Raw genomic sequence first — 18,626 nt, 5'->3', positions numbered from 1 at the left:
CGAAGGCGCGTGACCTGCCGCGGGCGGGAACGGCCGCGGCCGCGCCGGCGCGCGGCCACGGGCCTGGCCTCACTGCGCCGCCGGCGCATCCTTGGGCCGCACCATGATGTGCACCTCGGCCAGCTGCGCGTCCGGGATCGGCGAGGGCGCGTCGGTCATCAGGCACTGCGCCGAGGTGGTCTTCGGGAACGGGATCACGTCGCGGATCGACTCGGTGCCGGAGATCAGCGCGGCCAGGCGATCGATGCCGAAGGCGATGCCGCCGTGCGGCGGGGCGCCGTAGTTGAGCGCGTCGAGCAGGAAGCCGAACTTGGCGCGCGCCTCCTCGGCGCCGATGCCGAGCAGCTCGAACACCGCGCTCTGCATCTCCGGGCGATGGATGCGGATCGAACCGCCGCCGATCTCGTTGCCGTTGAGCACCATGTCGTAGCCGCGCGACACCGCGGTGGCCGCGTGCGCCTTGAGCTCGGCGATGTCGTCCACCGCCGGCGCGGTGAACGGATGGTGCAGGGCGACGTAGCGCTGCTCGGCCTCGTCCCATTCGAACATCGGGAAATCGGTGACCCACAGCGGGCGCCAGCCCTCGGCGACCAGGCCGAATTCCTTGCCCGCCTTCAGGCGCACCGCGCCCATGAACTCGGACACCTTCACGTACGGGCCGGCACCGAAGAACACGATATCGCCCGCCTGCGCGCCGACCCGGGCCAGCAGCGCGGCGAAGGCGTCCTCGGCGAAGAACTTGGCGATCGGCGAGGTGACCGCGCCGGCCTCGTCGATCTTGGCGTAGGCCAGGCCCTTGGCGCCGAACTTCGCGGCGTGGGCGGCGTAGTCGTCGATGTGCTTGCGGCTCAGGCTGGCGCCGCCGGGGATGCGCAGCGCGGCCACGCGCCCGCCCTCGCCGCCGGCGGCGTCGCTGAACACCTTGAAGCCGCTGTCCCGGACCAGCTCGGCCACGTCCACCAGCTCCAGCGGGTTGCGCAGGTCCGGCTTGTCCGAGCCGAAGCGGCGCATCGCCTCGGCCCAGGTCATGCGCGGGAACGGATCGGCCAGCGCGATGCCGGCGACCTCGGCGAACACCTCGCGGATCATCGCCTCCACCGTGTCCTGGATGTCGCGCTCGTTGACGAAGGCGAACTCCATGTCCAGCTGGGTGAATTCCAGCTGGCGGTCGGCGCGCAGGGCCTCGTCGCGGAAGCAGCGCGCCACCTGGTAGTAGCGATCGAAGCCGGCGATCATCAGGATCTGCTTGAACAGCTGCGGGCTCTGCGGCAGCGCGTAGAACTCGCCGTCGTGCATGCGCGCCGGCACCAGGAAGTCGCGCGCGCCTTCCGGGGTGGCCTTGGTCAGGATCGGCGTCTCGATGTCCTGGAACTCGCGCTGATCCAGCCAGTGGCGCAGCGCGCGCACCAGCTTCACCCGGGTGCGCTGCATGCGCTGCATCTCCGGGCGGCGCAGGTCCAGGTAGCGGTAGCGCAGTCGGGTCTCCTCGCTCGGGTTCTCGTGGGCGTGGAACGGCAGCGGCGCGGCCTTGTTGAGCATGGTGATGCGGGTGGCGATCACCTCGACCTTGCCGGTCTTCATCTTGTCGTTCACCGCCTCGCGCGCGCGCACCACGCCTTCGACCTGCAGCACGTCCTCGTAGCCGAGCGAGGCGGCCACCGCGAACACCTCGGGGTTGGACGGCTCCACCGTCACCTGGACGATGCCCTCGTGGTCGCGCAGGTCGATGAAGCACACGCCGCCGAGGTTGCGGGCCACGTCGGTCCAGCCGGCCAGGGTGACGGTCTGGCCGATCAGCGTCTCGTCGATCTGGCCGCAGTAATGGGTACGCATGGACATGGAACGCTCCGCAGGAAAACCCGGCGACATCCGCGCCGGCAAGCCGGATATTGTGCGGCGCGGGCGCCGGGCGGGCAAATGGCGGCCATCACCTGGCGTTCGGGCGGCCGGCGGCCTAATTTGTCGGACCTGCCACATGGACGACGGATCCTCCCATGCGCCTGACCTCCTTCCCGCTGCTTCCCGCCTCCCTGCTGCCGGCCCTGGCCCTGCTCGCCCTGGCCAGCCTGCCCGCCCCCGCCCCGGCCGCGCCCGGCGATGCCGGCCTGGTCTGCTCCAGCAACGACCGCAACCCGCACCAGTGCACCACCCCGTTCCGGGGCCCGGCGCGGCTGGTGGAGAACCTCTCCAGCACCCGCTGCATAGAGGGCAGCAACTGGGGCAGCCGCCCAGGCCGCCCGCCGCGAACTCGCCGCGGCAGCCGTCGTTGACCCAGACCTCGCCGCGGCGCGACCGGCATGGCGGCCCCCGTCACCTGCAGCAGCGACGACAACCGCCAGCACGTGTGCGGCTGGGACCGGCGCTGGGGCCGCCCCTACCTGGTGCGGCAGCTGTCCAAGACCCGTTGCGTGGAAGGCCGCACCTGGGGCTACGACGGCCGCGGCCTGTGGGTGGACGACGGCTGCCGCGGCCAGTTCGCCGGCCGTTGACTCCCGCGCCGCGCTGCGTTCGGAGGCCGTCTTCGCCGAAGCGGCACCTGAGCCGGGTGCCGGCATCCGGGTCCAACGCCTCCTGCCGGCGGGTCGGCCGCCGGCATCGGCTCCGCTCATGTGTCGGGCGGGCCGCGCGGCCCTGCTGGCCGCGCAGACCCGGCGCGTCGCCCGGCGAGCCCGGCCCTTCATGTGGGAGACGGCATGGCATGGCGTCGCGACCGGCCGTGAGGGACACCGCCATGCCTGACCGCGCGCCGCCCCCTCCACCTCGTCGCCTCTAGTCGCGGCTCACGGGTGCGAATCGCGGCTCATGGGGTCATGGGGTCATGAGGTTGTGGGGTCGTGGGGTCGTGGGTTGCCGGGCCATCGGCCCGGCCCAGGCATGACGGTCGGCCGCCGCAGGTCCGGGCGTCCATTGCGAGTGCCCATGACCCTGTCGTCCCGGCTCCAAGGCCCGCGATCGATGCCAGGGCCCCGCTGCACTGCATGGGTTGCGGACCTGTGCGAAAGCCCGGCCACGGGAGGAACCCCCACCGCGGAGAAACACGGGTAGCGAGCCACTCCCGCCGCAGACGCGCGAATGCGACGAGCTCTCCGGCCTGGGACGGGAATCGCTCGATCACGCCGCGTGGCTCGCAGTAAGCCGCGATGCCGCCATGCCCCGGGCACGCGACCGCATCCCGCGCGGCCTGGCCTGGCCTGCGGCAGCGCTCAGCCTTCGTCCATCAACGCCAGCCAGGCCTGCTCGGCCTGGGCCAGCTGCGCCGCCGCCGCCTCGCGCTGGCGGCCGAGATCGGCCAACCGGCCGGCATCGGCGAACACCGCCGGGTCGGTCATGTCGCGATCCATCGCGGCAAGCCGTTCCTCCAGCTCGCCCACGCGCTTTTCCGCCTCGGCCAGCTTGTAGGGATTGGCCGGCTTGCGCCCCGCCTTGTCCGGCGCCGGGGCCGGGGCCACCGGTGCCGCCGCCGGGGCGGCCGCGCCCTTCTGCTTGGTGCCCTGCGCCCCGGGCCGGCTGCGCAGCCAGGCGGCGTACTGGTCCAGGTCGCCGTCGAACGGCTCGACCACGCCGTCGGCCACGCGCCAGAAGGTGTCGCAGACCAGGCCGATCAGGTGGCGGTCGTGGCTGACCATGACGATGGCACCGTCGAAATCGCTCAGTGCCTCGGCCAGTGCCTCGCGCATCTCCAGGTCGAGGTGGTTGGTGGGCTCGTCGAGCAGCAGCACGTTGGGCTGCTGCCAGGCGATCAGCGACAGCGCCAGGCGCGCGCGCTCGCCGCCGGAGAAGCCGTCGATGGACTCGAAGGCACGGTCGCCGGGGAAGTTCCACTTGCCGAGGAAATCGCGGAACGCCTGGTTCGGGGTATCCGGCGACAGCTCGCGGAAGTGGTCGATCGGCGACTGGCCCTCGTTGAGCGACTCGACCGTGTGCTGGGCGAAGTAGCCTATGCGCAGGTCCGGGTGCGCGCTGCGCTCGCCGGCCACCGGCGCCAGTTCGCCGACCAGGGTGCGCACCAGCGTGGTCTTGCCGGCGCCGTTGGGGCCGAGCAGGCCGATACGGTCGCCGGCCTCCAGGCCGAAGCCGACGTCGTGGAGGATGACGGCGTCGGCGCCGTAGCCGGCATCGACATGGTTCAGCCGGATCAGCGAATGCGGCAGTTTCGCCGGCTCGGCGAACTCCACGCGGAATTCGCGCTCGGCGCGCACCGCCTCGGTGCCGGCCAGCTTCTCCAGCCGCTTCATCCGGCTCTGCGCCTGCTTGGCCTTGCTCGCCTTGGCCTTGAAGCGGTCGATGAAGCTCTGCAGGTGGGCGCGCTCGGCCTGTTCCTTCTCGTGGGCGATCTGCTGCTGGCGCAGCTGCTCGGTGCGCTGGCGCTCGAAGTCGGTGTAGCCGCCCACGTACAGCTTGGCGCCGCCGCCGTGCAGGTGCAGGGTATGGGTGGCGACGTTGTCGAGGAACTCGCGGTCGTGGCTGATCAGCAGCAGCGTGCCCGGGTACTTGAGCAGCCACTGCTCCAGCCACAGCACCGCATCCATGTCCAAGTGGTTGGTCGGCTCGTCGAGCAGCAGCAGGTCCGAGGGCATCATCAGCGCGCGCGCCAGGTTCAGGCGCACCCGCCAGCCGCCGGAGAACGCCGACACCGGCCGGTGGTGCGTATCGGCCGCAAAGCCCAGGCCGTGCAGCAGCTTGCCAGCGCGCGCCTCGGCGTCGTAGCCGTTGAGCTCGGCCAGCTTCTGGTGGGCGTCGGCGACGGCCTCCCAGTCCTCGCGGGCGGTGGCCTCGGCTTCCTCGCGCAGCACCTTGGCGATCACCTCGTCGCCGCCGAGCACGAAGTCGATGGCCGGATCGGGCAGTGCCGGCGTCTCCTGCGCCACCGAGGCGATGCGCACCTTGCCCGGCAGGTCGATGTCGCCCTGGTCGGGCTCGATCTCGTGGCGCACGGCGGCGAACAGGCTGGACTTGCCGGCACCGTTGCGGCCGACCACACCGACGCGGTAGCCGGCGTGCAGGGTCAGGTCGACGTTGGACAACAGCAGCCGCTCGCCGCGGCGCAGGGCGAAATTGCGCAGGGAAATCATGGGAAGGACATCGAGGCAGACGGGAGACCGCGCTCGGGCGCGGCAAGAGCGCCATTCTAGCGGGCGCGGCGCGGGGCGTCGCCGTGCCGCCGCGGACGAGCGCGTCGTCGCCGCCTAGCAGCATGTTCCTGCCCCCCGGCGCAGCCGGCCGTCGCCGGCAAGATCGTGAGGGCGAGCCGCCCCGGAGCGCGCCCGGCAGGTCCATTGCGGGGACAACGGGGGAAGCGACCTGTCGGCCAGGCGCGGGACAGGCCCGAGCGCCGGCCGCGGGCCTGTCGGCCCGGCCGGCTTGTCGGCCGTGCGCCTGGGCGGCATGGCTTCGCCTTCGCCGATGCCTTCGTCGGGATGCGGATCGGCCGGCGGCCGCGCGCGGCCTACACCACGGCGGTAGTGGAACGCGCCACGACCGGAACTGCCTGTCGAGGGGGGCGTTCCGGGGGGAAGACCGGCACAGATCGACCGCTTCCCCCGCAGGTGCCGGCCATAGAACCAACCTCCATGCCGACATGCCCGACGTTCATGGGTGGAACCGCTGCCACTCTTAAATAATGCGCCGACGCATCCCCCGAGCCAGCCTGAACCGCAGCCCGCTTTCAGTGGAAACCTTGTTTGACCGGAAGGTTAAGAGGGTGTTATTCGGGACGCGTATCACCCATTCCGGAGCAAGCAAGAAGATGAACCGCCACACCTCCCGGCTGGCCACCGCCATCGCCGCCGCCCTCGTCCTGCCCGCCACCGCCTTCGCCCAGGACGCTGCCGGGGACAAGGCCAAGACCCTGGATACCGTGATCGTGACCGGTACCCACGTGTCCAACCGCACCGTGGCCGAATCGCAGTCGCCGATCGACATCGTCACCCCGCAGGCGCTGCAGGCCACCGGCTCGACCGAGCTGGCCACCGCGCTCTCGCGCGTGCTGCCCTCGCTCAACTTCCCGCGCCCGGCGCTGGTGGACGGCACCAGCGGCGTGCGCCCGGCCCAGCTGCGCGGGCTGTCGCCGGACCAGGTCCTGGTCCTGGTCAACGGCAAGCGCTACCACTCCTCGGCCGCGATCAACCTCAACGGCAGCATGGGCCGCGGCTCCTCGGCGGTGGACCTGAACACCATCCCGATCGCGGCCATCGAGCGCGTCGAGGTCCTGCGCGACGGCGCCTCGGCCCAGTACGGCTCCGACGCCATCGCCGGCGTGATCAACATCGTGCTCAAGGGCTCGGGCCAGGGCGGCAGCCTCGGCGTGGGCTACGGCAAGTACTCCGCCGGCGACGGCTCGCAATACCAGCTCTCCGGCGACACCGGGGTGAGCTTCGGCGACGGCCGCGGCACGCTGCACGTGGCCGGGCAGATCGACAAGCAGAACGAGACCAACCGCTCCGGCGCCTATGCCGGCACCACGCCCGATACCGGCAACTACCCGGCGGTGGGCCAGAAGGCCTTCGTCATCGGCGATCCCAAGGTCCAGGCCGAATCGGTCTCGGCCAACGGCCAGTTCCAGTTCTCCGACGCGGTCACCGGCTATGCCACGGCGCTGGCCAGCAACCGCGACATCGACTCCTTCGCGTTCTACCGCTCCAAGAACTACAACAACCAGACCGCGCTGCTGGCGCAGTTCTACCCGGACGGTTTCGTGCCGGTGATCAACCAGTACTCCAAGGACCGCACCCTGCTGGCCGGCCTGAAGGGCACCACCGCCGGCGGCTTCACCTGGGACGTGAGCTACAACTACGGCTACAACAAGATCGACTACAACACCCGCAACACCATCAACTTCGATCTCGGCGCGGACAGCCCCACCCGCTTCTACGATGGCGCGCTGGAGTACACCCAGAACGTGCTCAACGCCGACTTCACCCAGCCGCTGGACTGGGGCCTGGCCTATCCGGTGACCTTCGCCTTCGGTGCCGAGTACCGCCAGGAGAAGTGGAACCAGTCGCCGGGTGCGGCGGGGTCCTACTACGGCGGCGGCGCGCAGGGCTTCCCGGGCTTCACCCCGGCCAACGCGGTCCACGCCGACCGCCACAACTACGCCGTCTACGCCGGCCTGGAAGCCGACCTGACCGACAAGTTCTCCGCCGGCCTGACCGGCCGCTACGAGGACTATTCGGACTTCGGCAGCAAGACCTCCGGCAAGCTGTCGCTGCGCTACGCGTTCACCGACAAGGTGGCCCTGCGCGCCACCGTGTCCAACGGCTTCCGTGCCCCGTCGCTGGCCCAGCAGAGCTTCCAGTCCATTTCCAGCATCATCAGCGACGGCGTGTTCTACCAGAGCGGCACGTTCCCCGCCTCCAGCGCCGCGGCGATCGCGCTCGGCTCCAAGCCGCTCAAGGCCGAGACCTCCACCAACTACAGCCTGGGCCTGGTGCTGCAGCCGACCGACCAGTTCTCGCTGACGGTGGATGCCTACCAGATCAGGATCGACGACCGCATCCTGCTGTCCTCCAACGTGACCACCAACGCGGCGGCCAACGCCCTGCTGTCCTCGCTGGGCATCAACAACGTCAGCTCGTTCCGCTACTTCACCAACGCGGCCGACACCCGCACCCGCGGCGTGGACGTGGTGGGCACCTACACCATCCCGTTCGCGGCCAGCTCGCTGAACCTGAGCGCCAGCTACGGCTACAGCAAGACCGAAGTGCAGAAGCTGGACGCCTCGCCGAGCGCGCTGACCGACCTGGGCATCACCACCTCGCTGGTGGCCCGCGACGAGATCGGCCGCCTGGAGGACAGCTTCCCGAAGGACAAGGCGGTGCTGAGCGGCACCTGGTCGGCCGACCACTGGGAACTGGGCCTGACCGCGACCCGCTACGGCGAGTTCACGGTGCGCAACGCGACCGATCCCACCCGCGACCAGACCTTCGACGCCAAGTGGATCGTGGACGCCTCGGCCAGCTACAAGCCGACCAAGCAGTGGACGCTGACGCTGGGCGCGGACAACGTGTTCGACACCTATCCGGACAAGAACATCTATCTCAACTCCACCAGCGGCGTGTTCCCGTACAGCAACTACTCGCCGTTCGGCTTCAACGGCGCCTACGTGTACGGACGGGTCAACTACACCTGGTGACGCCCGGCGCCACCAGGCGTGATCCACCGACCCCGGCCATGCGCCGGGGTCTTTTTTTCCGCCATTTTCCGCATCCTTGGCGGCGCCTCCAGGGCGGCGCGGTTTGCGCAAGCGCACGACGATCGGCGAAACTCGAACCCCGTTCCCCCCGGATCCTCGATGCACCACGACTCCAGCCTCATCGACATCATCGCCGTCGGCCTGGCGCTCGCCTTCGCGCTGGGCGTGGCCGCCAACAAGCTGAAATTGTCGCCGCTGGTGGGGTATCTGGTCGCAGGCGTGCTGGTAGGACCGTTCACGCCCGGCTTCGTGGCCGACCAGCACCTGGCCAACCAGCTGGCCGAGATCGGCGTGATGCTGCTGATGTTCGGCGTGGGCCTGCACTTCTCGCTGCGCGACCTGCTGGAGGTCAAGGCCATCGCCATCCCCGGCGCGATCGGCCAGATCATCGTCGCCACGCTGCTGGGCTGGGGCCTGGCAGCAATGATGGGCTGGCCGACGGTACAAGGCATCGTGTTCGGCTTCTCGCTGGCCACCGCCTCCACCGTGGTGCTGCTGCGGGCGATGGAGGAGCGGCGCCTGCTGGAGACCCAGCGCGGCAAGATCGCGGTGGGCTGGCTGATCGTGGAGGACCTGGCCTGCGTGCTGGCGCTGGTGATGATGCCGGTGCTGGCCGGACTGTTCGGCGATGCCGCCGGGCAGGCCGAGCACAGCGTCGGCAGCGTGCTGGCCAGCATCGGCTGGACCTTCGTGCGCCTGGGCCTGTTCGTGGCGGTGATGCTGCTGGTCGGCCGCCGGGTGATCCCGTGGATGCTGGAGAAGGTCGCCGCCACCGGCTCGCGCGAGCTGTTCACCCTGTCGGTGCTGGCCATCGCCCTGGGCGTGGCGTTCGGCTCGGCGCTGCTGTTCGGCGTGTCCTTCGCGCTGGGCGCGTTCTTCGCCGGCGTGCTGCTCAACGAGTCCGAGTTCAGCCACAAGGCGGCCAACGACTCGCTACCGCTGCGCGACGCGTTCGCGGTGCTGTTCTTCGTCTCGGTGGGCATGCTGTTCGACCCGCGCATCCTGATCGCGCATCCCTGGCAGGTGCTGGGCACGGTGACGATCATCATGCTCGGCAAGTCGGCGGCGGCGTTCTTCATCGTGCGCGCGTTCGGCCATTCCAAGGGCACCGCGCTGACCATCTCCGCCTCGCTGGCGCAGATCGGCGAATTCGCCTTCATCATCGCCGGCCTCGGGGTGAGCCTGAAGATCCTGCCGGCGCAGGGCCAGGCGCTGGTGCTGGCCGGCGCGCTGATCTCGATCATGCTCAACCCGCTGGTGTTCGGCCTGCTCGACCGCTGGATGGCGCGCCATCGCGTGGAACCGCTGGCACCGGCCGAACCGGAACTGCCGCCCGGCCCGTCGCTGGACCTGCACGACCACGCCATCGTGATCGGCTACGGCCGCGTCGGCAGCGAACTGACCCAGGTGCTGCGCGAGCGCGGCGTGCCGGTGCTGGCCATCGACGACAACCGCGAGCACGTCGCCAAGGCGCACGCGGCGGGCATCCCGGCGATCCGCGGCAGCGCCGCCGCCGATGCGGTGCTGGCCGAGGCGCATCCGGAACGGGCCAAGATCGCGATCCTGGCCATCCCGCAACCGCTGGTCGCCGGCGAGGCCCTGGCCAAGCTGCGCGCCCTGAACCCGACGCTGACCCTGCTGGCGCGCGCGCACAGCGATGGCGAGGTCCGCCATCTGCTCGAGCACGGCGCCGACGGCACGGTCATGGCCGAGCGCGAGCTGGCGTATTCGCTCGCCGAGATGGTCATGTCCACGCCGCCGTATCGGGCCATGCGCATCGGCACGCCGCCGGCGCCGCACCCGGCGCCCTCCACGTCGCCCTGATGCGCGCTGGCGCATCATGCGGCGCGTCTGATCCCCTCGATCCCGGGTGAGCGTCCGCCGCGGCATCGCCGCGGCCGCCCTCGCGTCGCCCCATCCGTGCCGGGCATCCACGCCCGCATCCGTTCCCGTTTCCCCAACCGGAGATTCCTGACCCCGGCCCATGCACAATTCCTCGCCTCTTCCCCCTACCCCCGCCCCGCACGCCTCCACGCCCGAAAGCCGCTTCCTGCGCCTGATCGCGATCATCGCCACGATGGGCGCGCTGGCCTTCGGCTACGACACCGGCGTGATTTCCGGCGCGCTGCCCTTCATGACCCAGGACAAGGCCCACGGCGGCCTGTCCCTGGTGCCCTTCACCGAGGGCCTGGTCGCCTCCGCGCTGGTGTTCGGCGCGGCGTTCGGTTCGTTCTTCAGCGGCCACTTCAGCGAGACCTACGGCCGTCGCGACACGCTCAAGGGCGTGGCCGTCATCTTCGTCATCGGTTCGTTCGGCACCGCGCTGGCACCCAACGTGGAGGTCATGGTGGCGATGCGCTTCGTCCTCGGCCTGGGCGTGGGTGGCGCTTCGGCGGTGGTGCCGGTGTTCATCGCGGAAATGGCCGCGCCCGGCAGGCGCTCGCGGCTGGTCACCCAGAACGAGCTGATGATCGTCAGCGGCCAGTGCCTGGCCTACGTCTGCAACGCGGTGCTGGCGCACGCCTCCGACCACCCGGGCATCTGGCGCTACATGCTGGCCCTGGCCGCGATCCCCGCGGTCCTGTTGTGGGTGGGGCTGTTGTTCGTGCCCGGCTCGCCGCGCTGGCTGGCCGCGCGCGGCCGCGTGGACGATGCGCGCGGGGTGCTCGACCGCATCCGCCACGACCCGGCCCAGGTCGAGCGCGAACTGGCCGAGATCACCGCCGAGAACGAGGCCGAGCACGCCCAGGCGCGCTGGCGCGACATCGTCGGCGAGCGCTGGATCCGCGTGGTGCTCGGCATCGGCATCGGCCTGGGATTCGTGCTGCAGTTCACCGGCGTCAACGCCTTCATGTACTTCACCCCGATCATCCTGAAGTCCACCGGCCTGGGCACCAATGCCGCGCTGACGGCCACCATCGGCAACGGCGTGGTGGCGGTGATCGCCACCCTGCTCGGCATCTGGCAGATCGGCCGACACGGCCGTCGCCCGATGCTGATTACCGGCCTGTGCGCGGTGATCGTCACCCAGCTCTCGCTGGGCGCGGTGCTGCAGTGGGTGCCCGCCTCGCCCCTGCAGAGCTACCTGGCGCTGGGCTGCATCCTGGTGTTCCTGTTCTTCATGCAGATGCTGATCGCGCCGGTGTACTGGCTGCTGATGTCCGAGCTGTTCCCGCTGCGCGCGCGCGGGCTGGTCACCGGCCTGGCGGTGGCGATCCAATGGATCTTCACCTCGGTCGTCTCGTTCCTGTTCCCGATCCTGCTGGATCGCTTCGGCTACGGCACCTTCTTCGTGTTCGCCGCGATCAACGTGCTCTCGCTGCTGTTCGTGGTGGCTTTCGTGCCGGAGACGCGCGGCAAGTCGCTGGAGAAGATCGAGGCCTACCTGAAGGATCGCCACAGCCTGGACGCGGCCTGAGCCGGCCCGGGCACGAGGGCGCGGCACTCGCCGCGCCGCGCGGGGTGATCCACCGTCAGGCGGCCGCCGCCAGCGCCCGGTCCAGGTCGGCGAGCAGGTCGTCGATGTGCTCGATGCCCACGCACAGGCGCACGGTGTCCTCGCCCACCCGGCCTGCTCCAGTTCCTGCGGCGACAGCTGGCGGTGGGTGGTCGAGGCCGGATGGGTGGCCAGCGAGCGCGTGTCGCCGATGTTGACCAGGCGGGTGAACAGCTGCAGCGCGTCGAGGAAGCGGGCGCCGGCCTCGCGCCCGCCGGGCAGGCCGAAGGTCAGCAGTCCCGAGGCGCCGCGCGGCAGGTACTTGCGTGCCAGCGCATGCTCCGGATGGTCCTCCAGGCCGGCATAGGCCACCCACGCCACCCGCGGATGGGCCTGCAGGTGGCGCGCCACCGCCAGGGCGTTGGCGCTGATGCGCTCCATGCGCAGCGCCAGGGTCTCGATGCCCTGCAGGATCAGGAACGCATTGAACGGCGAGAGCGCCGCGCCGGTATTGCGCAGCGGCACCACCCGCGCGCGGCCGATGTAGGCCGCCGGGCCCAGCGCCTCGGTGTAGACCACGCCGTGGTAGCTCACGTCCGGCTCGCTCAGGCGCGGGAAGCGCGCCTTGTGCGCGGCCCACGGGAACCGCCCGGAATCGACGATCGCCCCGCCGAGGCTGTTGCCATGCCCGCCCAGGTACTTGGTCAGCGAATGCACCACGATGTCGGCGCCGAAGTCGAAGGGCCGCAGCAGGTACGGCGAAGGCACGGTGTTGTCAACGACCAGCGGCACGCCGTGAGCATGGGCGACCTCGGCCACCGCGGCGATGTCGGTGACGTTGCCCAGCGGATTGCCGATGGATTCGACGAACACCGCCTTGGTGCGCGCGTCGATCAGGCCGGCGAACGCGTCCGGCTTGCGGTAGTCGGCAAAGCGCGTGTGGATGCCGAACTGCGGCAGCGTGTGCGCGAACAGGTTGTAGGTCCCGCCGTACAGGGCGCTGGCCGAGACGATGTTGTCGCCGGCCTCGGCGATGGTCTGGATGGCGTAGGTGATCGCCGCCTGTCCCGACGCCAATGCCAGCGCGCCGATGCCGCCCTCCAGCGCCGCCACGCGCTGCTCGAGCACGTCCGTGGTCGGATTCATGATCCGCGTGTAGATGTTGCCCGGCACCTTCAGGTCGAACAGGTCGGCGCCATGCTGGGCGCTGTCGAAGGCGTAGGCCACGGTCTGGTAGATCGGCACCGCCACCGCGTGCGTGGTCGGGTCGGGCGAATAGCCGGCATGCACGGCCAGCGTCTCGGGCTTCCAGGTCTGATCGGTCATGCGCGGGCTCCCACATCGGAGGCCCGACAATAGGACGGCCGCGGCCGGCGTGGACGCCCGCCCGCGCGATCGGCCGATGACGCCGCGCCATGAACTCATGCGCGGGCGACATGAGGCGGCTTCGCGGGCGCGCCGGACCCGGCGGGAACCTGTGGTGCCGGCCGCCGGAAACGAAGATCCCCGGGCCTGGAAGGCCCGGGGATCCGGTTGAAGCCCGACGGCAATGCCGCGGTCGGCCGGTCAGCCCTTGTGGAACACCAGCTGGCCGTTCTCGGCATCGACCTTGACGGTATCGCCGCCGACGAACTCGCCGGCGAGGATGCGCTGGGCCAGCGGGTTCTCCAGCTGGTTCTGGATCGCGCGGCGCAGCGGGCGCGCGCCGTAGACCGGGTCGAAGCCGACATTGCCCAGCAGTTCGTAGGCCTTGTCGGACAACGCCAGCTTGAGGTTGCGCTCGGCCAGGCGCTTCTCCAGCCCGCGGATCTGGATGCGGGCGATCTCCTTGATCTGCACCTTGTCCAGCGGGTGGAACACGACGATGTCGTCCAGGCGGTTGATGAATTCCGGGCGGAAGTGCGCCTGCACCACGCCCATCACCGCGGCCTTCATCTGGGTATAGGCCTCCGCGCTGTCGTCGCCGCCCATCTCCTGGATCTGGTGCGAGCCGAGGTTGGAGGTCATCACGATGACGGTGTTGCGGAAGTCCACCGTGCGGCCCTGGCCGTCGGTCAGGCGGCCGTCGTCGAGCACCTGCAGCAGGATGTTGAACACGTCCGGATGCGCCTTCTCGACCTCGTCGAGCAGGATCAGCGAATACGGCCGGCGGCGCACCGCCTCGGTCAGGTAGCCGCCCTCCTCGTAGCCGACATAGCCCGGAGGCGCACCGATCAGGCGGGCCACGGAGTGCTTCTCCATGAACTCGCTCATGTCGATGCGGATCATGGCATCGCTACTGTCGAACAGGAACTCGGCCAGCGCCTTGCACAGCTCGGTCTTGCCCACGCCGGTCGGGCCCAGGAACAGGAACGAGCCGGACGGACGGTTGGGATCGGCCAGGCCGGCACGCGAACGCCGCACCGCGTCGGACACCACGCGGATGGCCTCCTCCTGGCCGACCACCTTCTCGTGCAGCACGTCCTCCATGCGCAGCAGCTTGTCGCGCTCGCCCTCGAGCATCTTGCTCACCGGGATGCCGGTCCAGCGGCTGACCACCTCGGCGATCTCCTCCTCGGTCACCCGGTCCTGCACCAGCTTGAACTCGCGGTGCTCCACCGAGTTGGCCGCGGCCAGCTGCTTCTCCAGCTGCGGCAGCACGCCGTACTGGATCTCGCTCATCTTGTTGTAGTCCTGGCGGCGCTGGGCGGCCTCCAGCTCGACCTTGGCGTGCTCGATCTGTTCCTTGATCTTGGTGGCGCCCTGCAGCTGCGCCTTCTCCGACTTCCACACCTCGTTGAGGTCGAAGAACTCGCGCTCGAGCTTGTCGATCTCGCTTTCCAGGTCGGCCAGGCGCTTCTTGGAGGCCTCGTCGTGCTCCTTCTTCAGCATCTCGCGCTGGATCTTGAGCTGGATCAGCCGCCGCTCCAGGCGGTCCAGCTCCTCCGGCTTGGAATCGATCTCCATGCGGATGCGGCTGGCGGCCTCGTCCATCAGGTCGATGGCCTTGTCCGGCAGCTGGCGGTCGGTGATGTAGCGGTTGGACAGGGTGGCGGCGGCGACGATCGCCGGGTCGGTGATCTCCACGCCATGGTGCACCGCGTAGCGCTCCTTCAGCCCGCGCAGGATGGCGATGGTGTCCTCCACCGTCGGTTCGCCGACGAACACCTTCTGGAAGCGGCGCTCCAGCGCGGCGTCCTTCTCGATGTACTTGCGGTACTCGTCCAGGGTGGTGGCGCCGATGCAGTGCAGCTCGCCGCGCGCCAGCGCCGGCTTGAGCATGTTGCCGGCATCCATCGCGCCCTCGGCCTTGCCGGCGCCGACCATGGTGTGCAGCTCGTCGATGAACAGGATGATCTGGCCCTCGCTCTTGGCCAGGTCGTTGAGCACGGCCTTCAGGCGCTCCTCGAACTCGCCGCGGAACTTGGCGCCGGCGATCAGCGCGCCCATGTCCAGCGCCAGCACGCGCTTGCCGCGCAGCCCTTCCGGCACCTCGCCCTTGACGATGCGCTGGGCCAGGCCCTCGACGATGGCGGTCTTGCCCACGCCGGGCTCGCCGATCAGCACCGGGTTGTTCTTGGTCCGGCGCTGCAGCACCTGGATGGTGCGGCGGATCTCCTCGTCGCGGCCGATCACCGGGTCGAGCTTGCCGCTCTCGGCACGCGCGGTGAGGTCAACGCAATACTTCTCCAGCGCCTGGCGCTGGTCTTCCGCATTCTCCGACTGCACGCTTTCCCCTCCCCTGATCTTGTCGATGGCGGCCGTGATCCTGTTCTTGTCGGCGCCAGCCGCGCGCAGCGCCAGGCCCAGCGGGCCGTTGTCCTCCACCGCCGCCAGCACGAACCATTCGCTGGCGATGAAGGCATCGCCGTGCTGCTGGGCCAGCTTGTCGGTGAGGTTGAGCAGGCGGTTGAGGTCGTTGCCGATGGACAGGTTGCCCTCCTGTCCGGAGACCTTGGGCAACGCGTCCAGCGCCTGGTCCAGGCGCTCGCGCAGCAGCTGCACGTTGACGCCGGCCTGGGTCAGCAGCGGCCGGGTGCTGCCGCCGGACTGGTCCAGCAGCGCCACGAACACGTGCACCGGCTCGATGATGTTGTTGTCGCGGCCCACGGCCAGCGACTGCGCGTCGGCCAGCGCCTGCTGGAAACGCGAGGTGAGCTTGTCCATTCGCATGGGGTTGAATCCTCGAATCAAGGCCGGCGATGGCCGGCTGGTCTGCCCTTCAGATGGGCGCGCCCCGGCCAGTTTCAAGCCCCGATGAGACGGGAAAACCGGCCAGGCCAGCCCTTCCAACCGCGCCGAGCCTAGCCGGCGCCGGGCGCAGGCGGCGTGACGGCCCGGTCATCGCGGCACTTCGCCGGGCTGCGGTTCGGCCTGCAGGAACGGCAGCAGCACCTGCAGGAAGGCCTGCGGCTGCTCGATGGCCGGCCCATGCCCGGCATCGGCGACCAGCGCCAGCCGCGCCCCGGGAATCCAGGCGGCGAAGTCGCGGCCGTTGGCCAGCGGCACCAGCCGGTCCTGCGCGCCCCACACGACCAGCACCGGCAGCTTCAGCCCGGCCAACGCCGGGCGGTCGAGGAACACCGAATCGTCCCCGCCCAGGTTCTTCCAGAAACTGTCCTGGGTGTATTGCGCGCCCTCGGCCAGGCGCGCGCGGAAGGCCTGCTCGGCCACCTCGGCGGTGACGATGCCCGGATCGTGGAAGACGAACCGCGACAGCCCTTCGCGCACCGAATCGCGCGACAGCACCGGCAGCACCGCGGCGGTACCGGCCTGGCCCGGCACCGGCTTCATCGACGGATGGCCGGCGGCATCGACCAGCACCAGCCGCTGCGGCAGCGGGTATCCCGCCTGCCCCGCGCGCACCGCGTACAGCCCAGCGATCCAGCCGCCCAGCGACTCCCCGGCCAGGTCGAAGCGGGTCACGCCGCGCTCGCGCAGGAACCCGCCGAGCATGTCCACCCAGGTCGCCGGGCCGTAGTTGATCAGCGGCTTGGCCGAAGCGCCGAAGCCGAGCTGGTCCGGCGCCAGCACCCGGTAGTGCTTGGCCAGCTCCGGGATCACTGTGCCCCAGTCGAAGCCGGCGCTGCTGCCCAGCCCGTGCAGCAGCACCAGCGTCGGGCCCTGGCCGACGTCGTAGTAGCGGATGGTCTGCCCGTACACCTGCGTGGTCTTCATCTGCGGCAGGTCCGTCCACCACGGCGCGTGCACCGGCGAGGCGGCCTGCGCGATTCCGCTGGCCAGCAGCCACAGCACCACCATCCACAACCCGCGCAGGCGGCGCGAAGCCATCCGAATCCCGTCATGCCTCATGTCCGCTCTCCCATCGAGGGAACGTCGCCGGATGCCGGCGTGCGCTGCAGCGACAGCAGCCCCATGATCGCCGCCAGCGCCACGTAGGCGCCGGCGAACTGCCAGCTGATGACCCGCGCCACGCCCTGGAGCTGCCAGGGCAGGTAGATCCCGCCGCGCGGATCGACCGAGTGGATCAGCCCGAACAGGGTCAGCCCGGCGGCTACCAGCAGCACGCCGGCGGCACGGCGCAGGCGGCCGTCGACCATGGCCGCCACCGCGGCGATCCACAGCATCGCGGTGATGATGAAGCCATTGCCCAGGGCGAAGATCACCGCCAGTTCCGGCAGGCCCTGGCCATCGAGCGCGGTGCTCAGCTCGGCGAGCTTGTCGGGGGCGATCCAGCCCGGCGCCTTGATCGCCAGCAGGTAGGCCACCGACGGCAGGAAGCCCAGCACCATCGCCCCGGCATGCTGCCTGGGCGTGGCCTGGAACGCCTGCGTGGTGATGTCGATGGCGACGTAGACGATGATCGGCGCCAGCACCGCCAGCGGCAGCCACTGCACCAGCCCGGAGATCACCCCGAGCATGCCGCCGATGCCGACGAACAGCCCGGTCAGCAGGGTGTAGCCGCTGCGCGCACCCATGTGCTTGTAGGCGGGCTGGCCGATGTACGGCGTGGTCTGGGCGACGCCGCCGCAGACGCCGGCCACCAGCGTGGCGAAGGCCTCCACCAGCAGGATGTCGCGGGTGCGGTAGTCGTCGCCGGCCGCGCGCGCGCTTTCGCTGACGTTGATGCCGCCGACCACCATCAGCAGGCCGAACGGCAGCAGCAGCGGCAGGTACGGCACGGTGGCCGGCAGCCCTTCGACGAAGCCCAGGCTCGGCCACGGCACCACCACCTGCGGCGGCGTCCACGCCGGCAGCGCGAAGCCCGGCGCGCCCAGGCCCAGCAGGCCCAGGCCGTAGTACAGCGCAGTGCCGAACACGAACACCACCAGCACCGCCGGCAGCTTCACCGGCAGCCGGCCCTTGGCGACCAGCACGTACAGCAGCAGGCCCAGCGTGACCAGGCCGACCACCGGCGAGCGCAGCGCCTCCACCAGCGGCAGGAAACCCATCAGCACCAGCGCGATGCCGGCGATCGAGCCCAGCAGCGCGGCGCGCGGCAGCGCCCGCGTCACCGCCTCGCCGAAGAACGACAGCACCAGCTTGAGCACGCCCATCACCACCAGCGAGGCCATGCCCAGCTTCCAGGTCGCCAGCGCCGCCGCCTGCGGCTCCAGCCCCTGCGCCTTGAACGCGGCGAACGCCGGCCCCAGCACCAGCAGCGCCATGCCGATGCTGGTGGGCGCGTCCAGCCCCAGCGGCATCGCGGTGACGTCCTCGCGCCCCGTGCGCGCGGCCAGCCGCCGCGCCATCAGCGTGTACAGCAGGTTGCCGACCAGCACGCCGAGCGCGGTGCCGGGGAACATGCGCCCGAACACCACGTCGGCCGGGAACTGGAACATCCCCACCAGCGCCATGGCGATGAAGCCGAGGATCGACAGGTTGTCGACGACCAGGCCGAAGAAGCCGTTGAGGTCGCCGGCGACGAACCAGCGCGGGCGTGCGGGCGCAGTGGATGAAATGGGCATGCGGGCGGGATGAGCGGGGGAGAAACCGATGTTAGGCCGGCCCGATGCCGCTGCCTATCCATGCCGGCACTCGCCCGACACGCATGCCGGC

The 18,626-nt window shown here is 70.3% G+C and carries 10 protein-coding genes and 1 pseudogene; 5 read left to right on the top strand and 6 right to left on the bottom strand.

All coding sequences use genetic code 11. The features are described from left to right. Positions 1-69: 69 nt before the first annotated feature. Positions 70-1,833 carry an aspartate--tRNA ligase gene (gene aspS / locus BN3794_RS05260; RefSeq protein ID WP_066097020.1) on the bottom strand — a complete coding sequence of 588 codons (1,764 nt, stop codon included), beginning with the start codon at positions 1,831-1,833 and terminating at the stop codon, positions 70-72. 161 nt (positions 1,834-1,994) lie between these two features. On the opposite strand from aspS, the gene BN3794_RS05255 reads away from it, so the two are divergent. Further along, positions 1,995-2,270 (top strand): DUF3011 domain-containing protein, encoded by a 276-nt coding sequence (locus BN3794_RS05255; protein WP_066094387.1) that lies wholly within the window; start codon positions 1,995-1,997, stop codon positions 2,268-2,270. Between the two features lie 27 nt (positions 2,271-2,297). Continuing rightward, positions 2,298-2,489: a DUF3011 domain-containing protein gene (locus BN3794_RS05250; protein ID WP_066094385.1), complete on the top strand. Its 192-nt coding sequence runs from the start codon at positions 2,298-2,300 to the stop codon at positions 2,487-2,489. A 714-nt stretch (positions 2,490-3,203) separates the two neighbouring features. Here BN3794_RS05250 and BN3794_RS05245 read toward each other — a convergent pair. Then, positions 3,204-5,072 (bottom strand): ABC-F family ATP-binding cassette domain-containing protein, encoded by a 1,869-nt coding sequence (locus BN3794_RS05245; protein ID WP_066094382.1) that lies wholly within the window; start codon positions 5,070-5,072, stop codon positions 3,204-3,206. 674 nt (positions 5,073-5,746) lie between these two features. Between BN3794_RS05245 and BN3794_RS05240 the strand changes: the two genes are divergently transcribed. The 3 genes from BN3794_RS05240 to BN3794_RS05230 all read left to right on the top strand — a co-directional run bounded on the left by BN3794_RS05240 (position 5,747) and on the right by BN3794_RS05230 (position 11,609). After that, positions 5,747-8,131 carry a TonB-dependent receptor plug domain-containing protein gene (locus tag BN3794_RS05240; protein ID WP_066094379.1) on the top strand — a complete coding sequence of 795 codons (2,385 nt, stop codon included), beginning with the start codon at positions 5,747-5,749 and terminating at the stop codon, positions 8,129-8,131. A 159-nt stretch (positions 8,132-8,290) separates the two neighbouring features. After that, on the top strand, positions 8,291-10,015 hold the full coding sequence (gene ybaL / locus BN3794_RS05235; RefSeq protein ID WP_066094376.1) for a YbaL family putative K(+) efflux transporter: 1,725 nt from the start codon (positions 8,291-8,293) through the stop codon (positions 10,013-10,015). 160 nt (positions 10,016-10,175) lie between these two features. Beyond that, positions 10,176-11,609, top strand: coding sequence for a sugar porter family MFS transporter (locus BN3794_RS05230; RefSeq protein ID WP_066094373.1), 1,434 nt, complete (start codon positions 10,176-10,178; stop codon positions 11,607-11,609). Positions 11,610-11,664: 55 nt separating this feature from the next. On the opposite strand, the pseudogene BN3794_RS05225 reads toward BN3794_RS05230, so the two are convergent. From BN3794_RS05225 to BN3794_RS05210, 4 genes and pseudogenes are all read right to left on the bottom strand, one after another. Beyond that, a pseudogene (locus tag BN3794_RS05225) lies at positions 11,665-12,953 on the bottom strand (O-acetylhomoserine aminocarboxypropyltransferase/cysteine synthase family protein). A gap of 240 nt (positions 12,954-13,193) precedes the next feature. Continuing rightward, positions 13,194-15,779, bottom strand: coding sequence for an ATP-dependent chaperone ClpB (clpB, locus tag BN3794_RS05220; RefSeq protein ID WP_066094370.1), 2,586 nt, complete (start codon positions 15,777-15,779; stop codon positions 13,194-13,196). A gap of 168 nt (positions 15,780-15,947) precedes the next feature. After that, the gene (locus BN3794_RS05215) at positions 15,948-16,898 is read right to left on the bottom strand and encodes an alpha/beta fold hydrolase (protein WP_066094367.1); all 951 of its coding nucleotides are present in this window, start codon (positions 16,896-16,898) and stop codon (positions 15,948-15,950) included. 17 nt (positions 16,899-16,915) lie between these two features. Next, complete coding sequence (locus BN3794_RS05210) at positions 16,916-18,535, bottom strand: hypothetical protein (protein ID WP_066094364.1); 1,620 nt, start codon at positions 18,533-18,535, stop codon at positions 16,916-16,918. Between the last annotated feature and the right edge of the window lie 91 nt (positions 18,536-18,626).

It is taken from the genome of Xanthomonas massiliensis (assembly GCF_900018785.1).
In the GTDB taxonomy this organism is placed as follows: domain Bacteria; phylum Pseudomonadota; class Gammaproteobacteria; order Xanthomonadales; family Xanthomonadaceae; genus Xanthomonas_B; species Xanthomonas_B massiliensis.
Note: the sequence above shows the minus strand (reverse complement) of the source record. Positions and strands in the feature narration are given on the sequence as shown.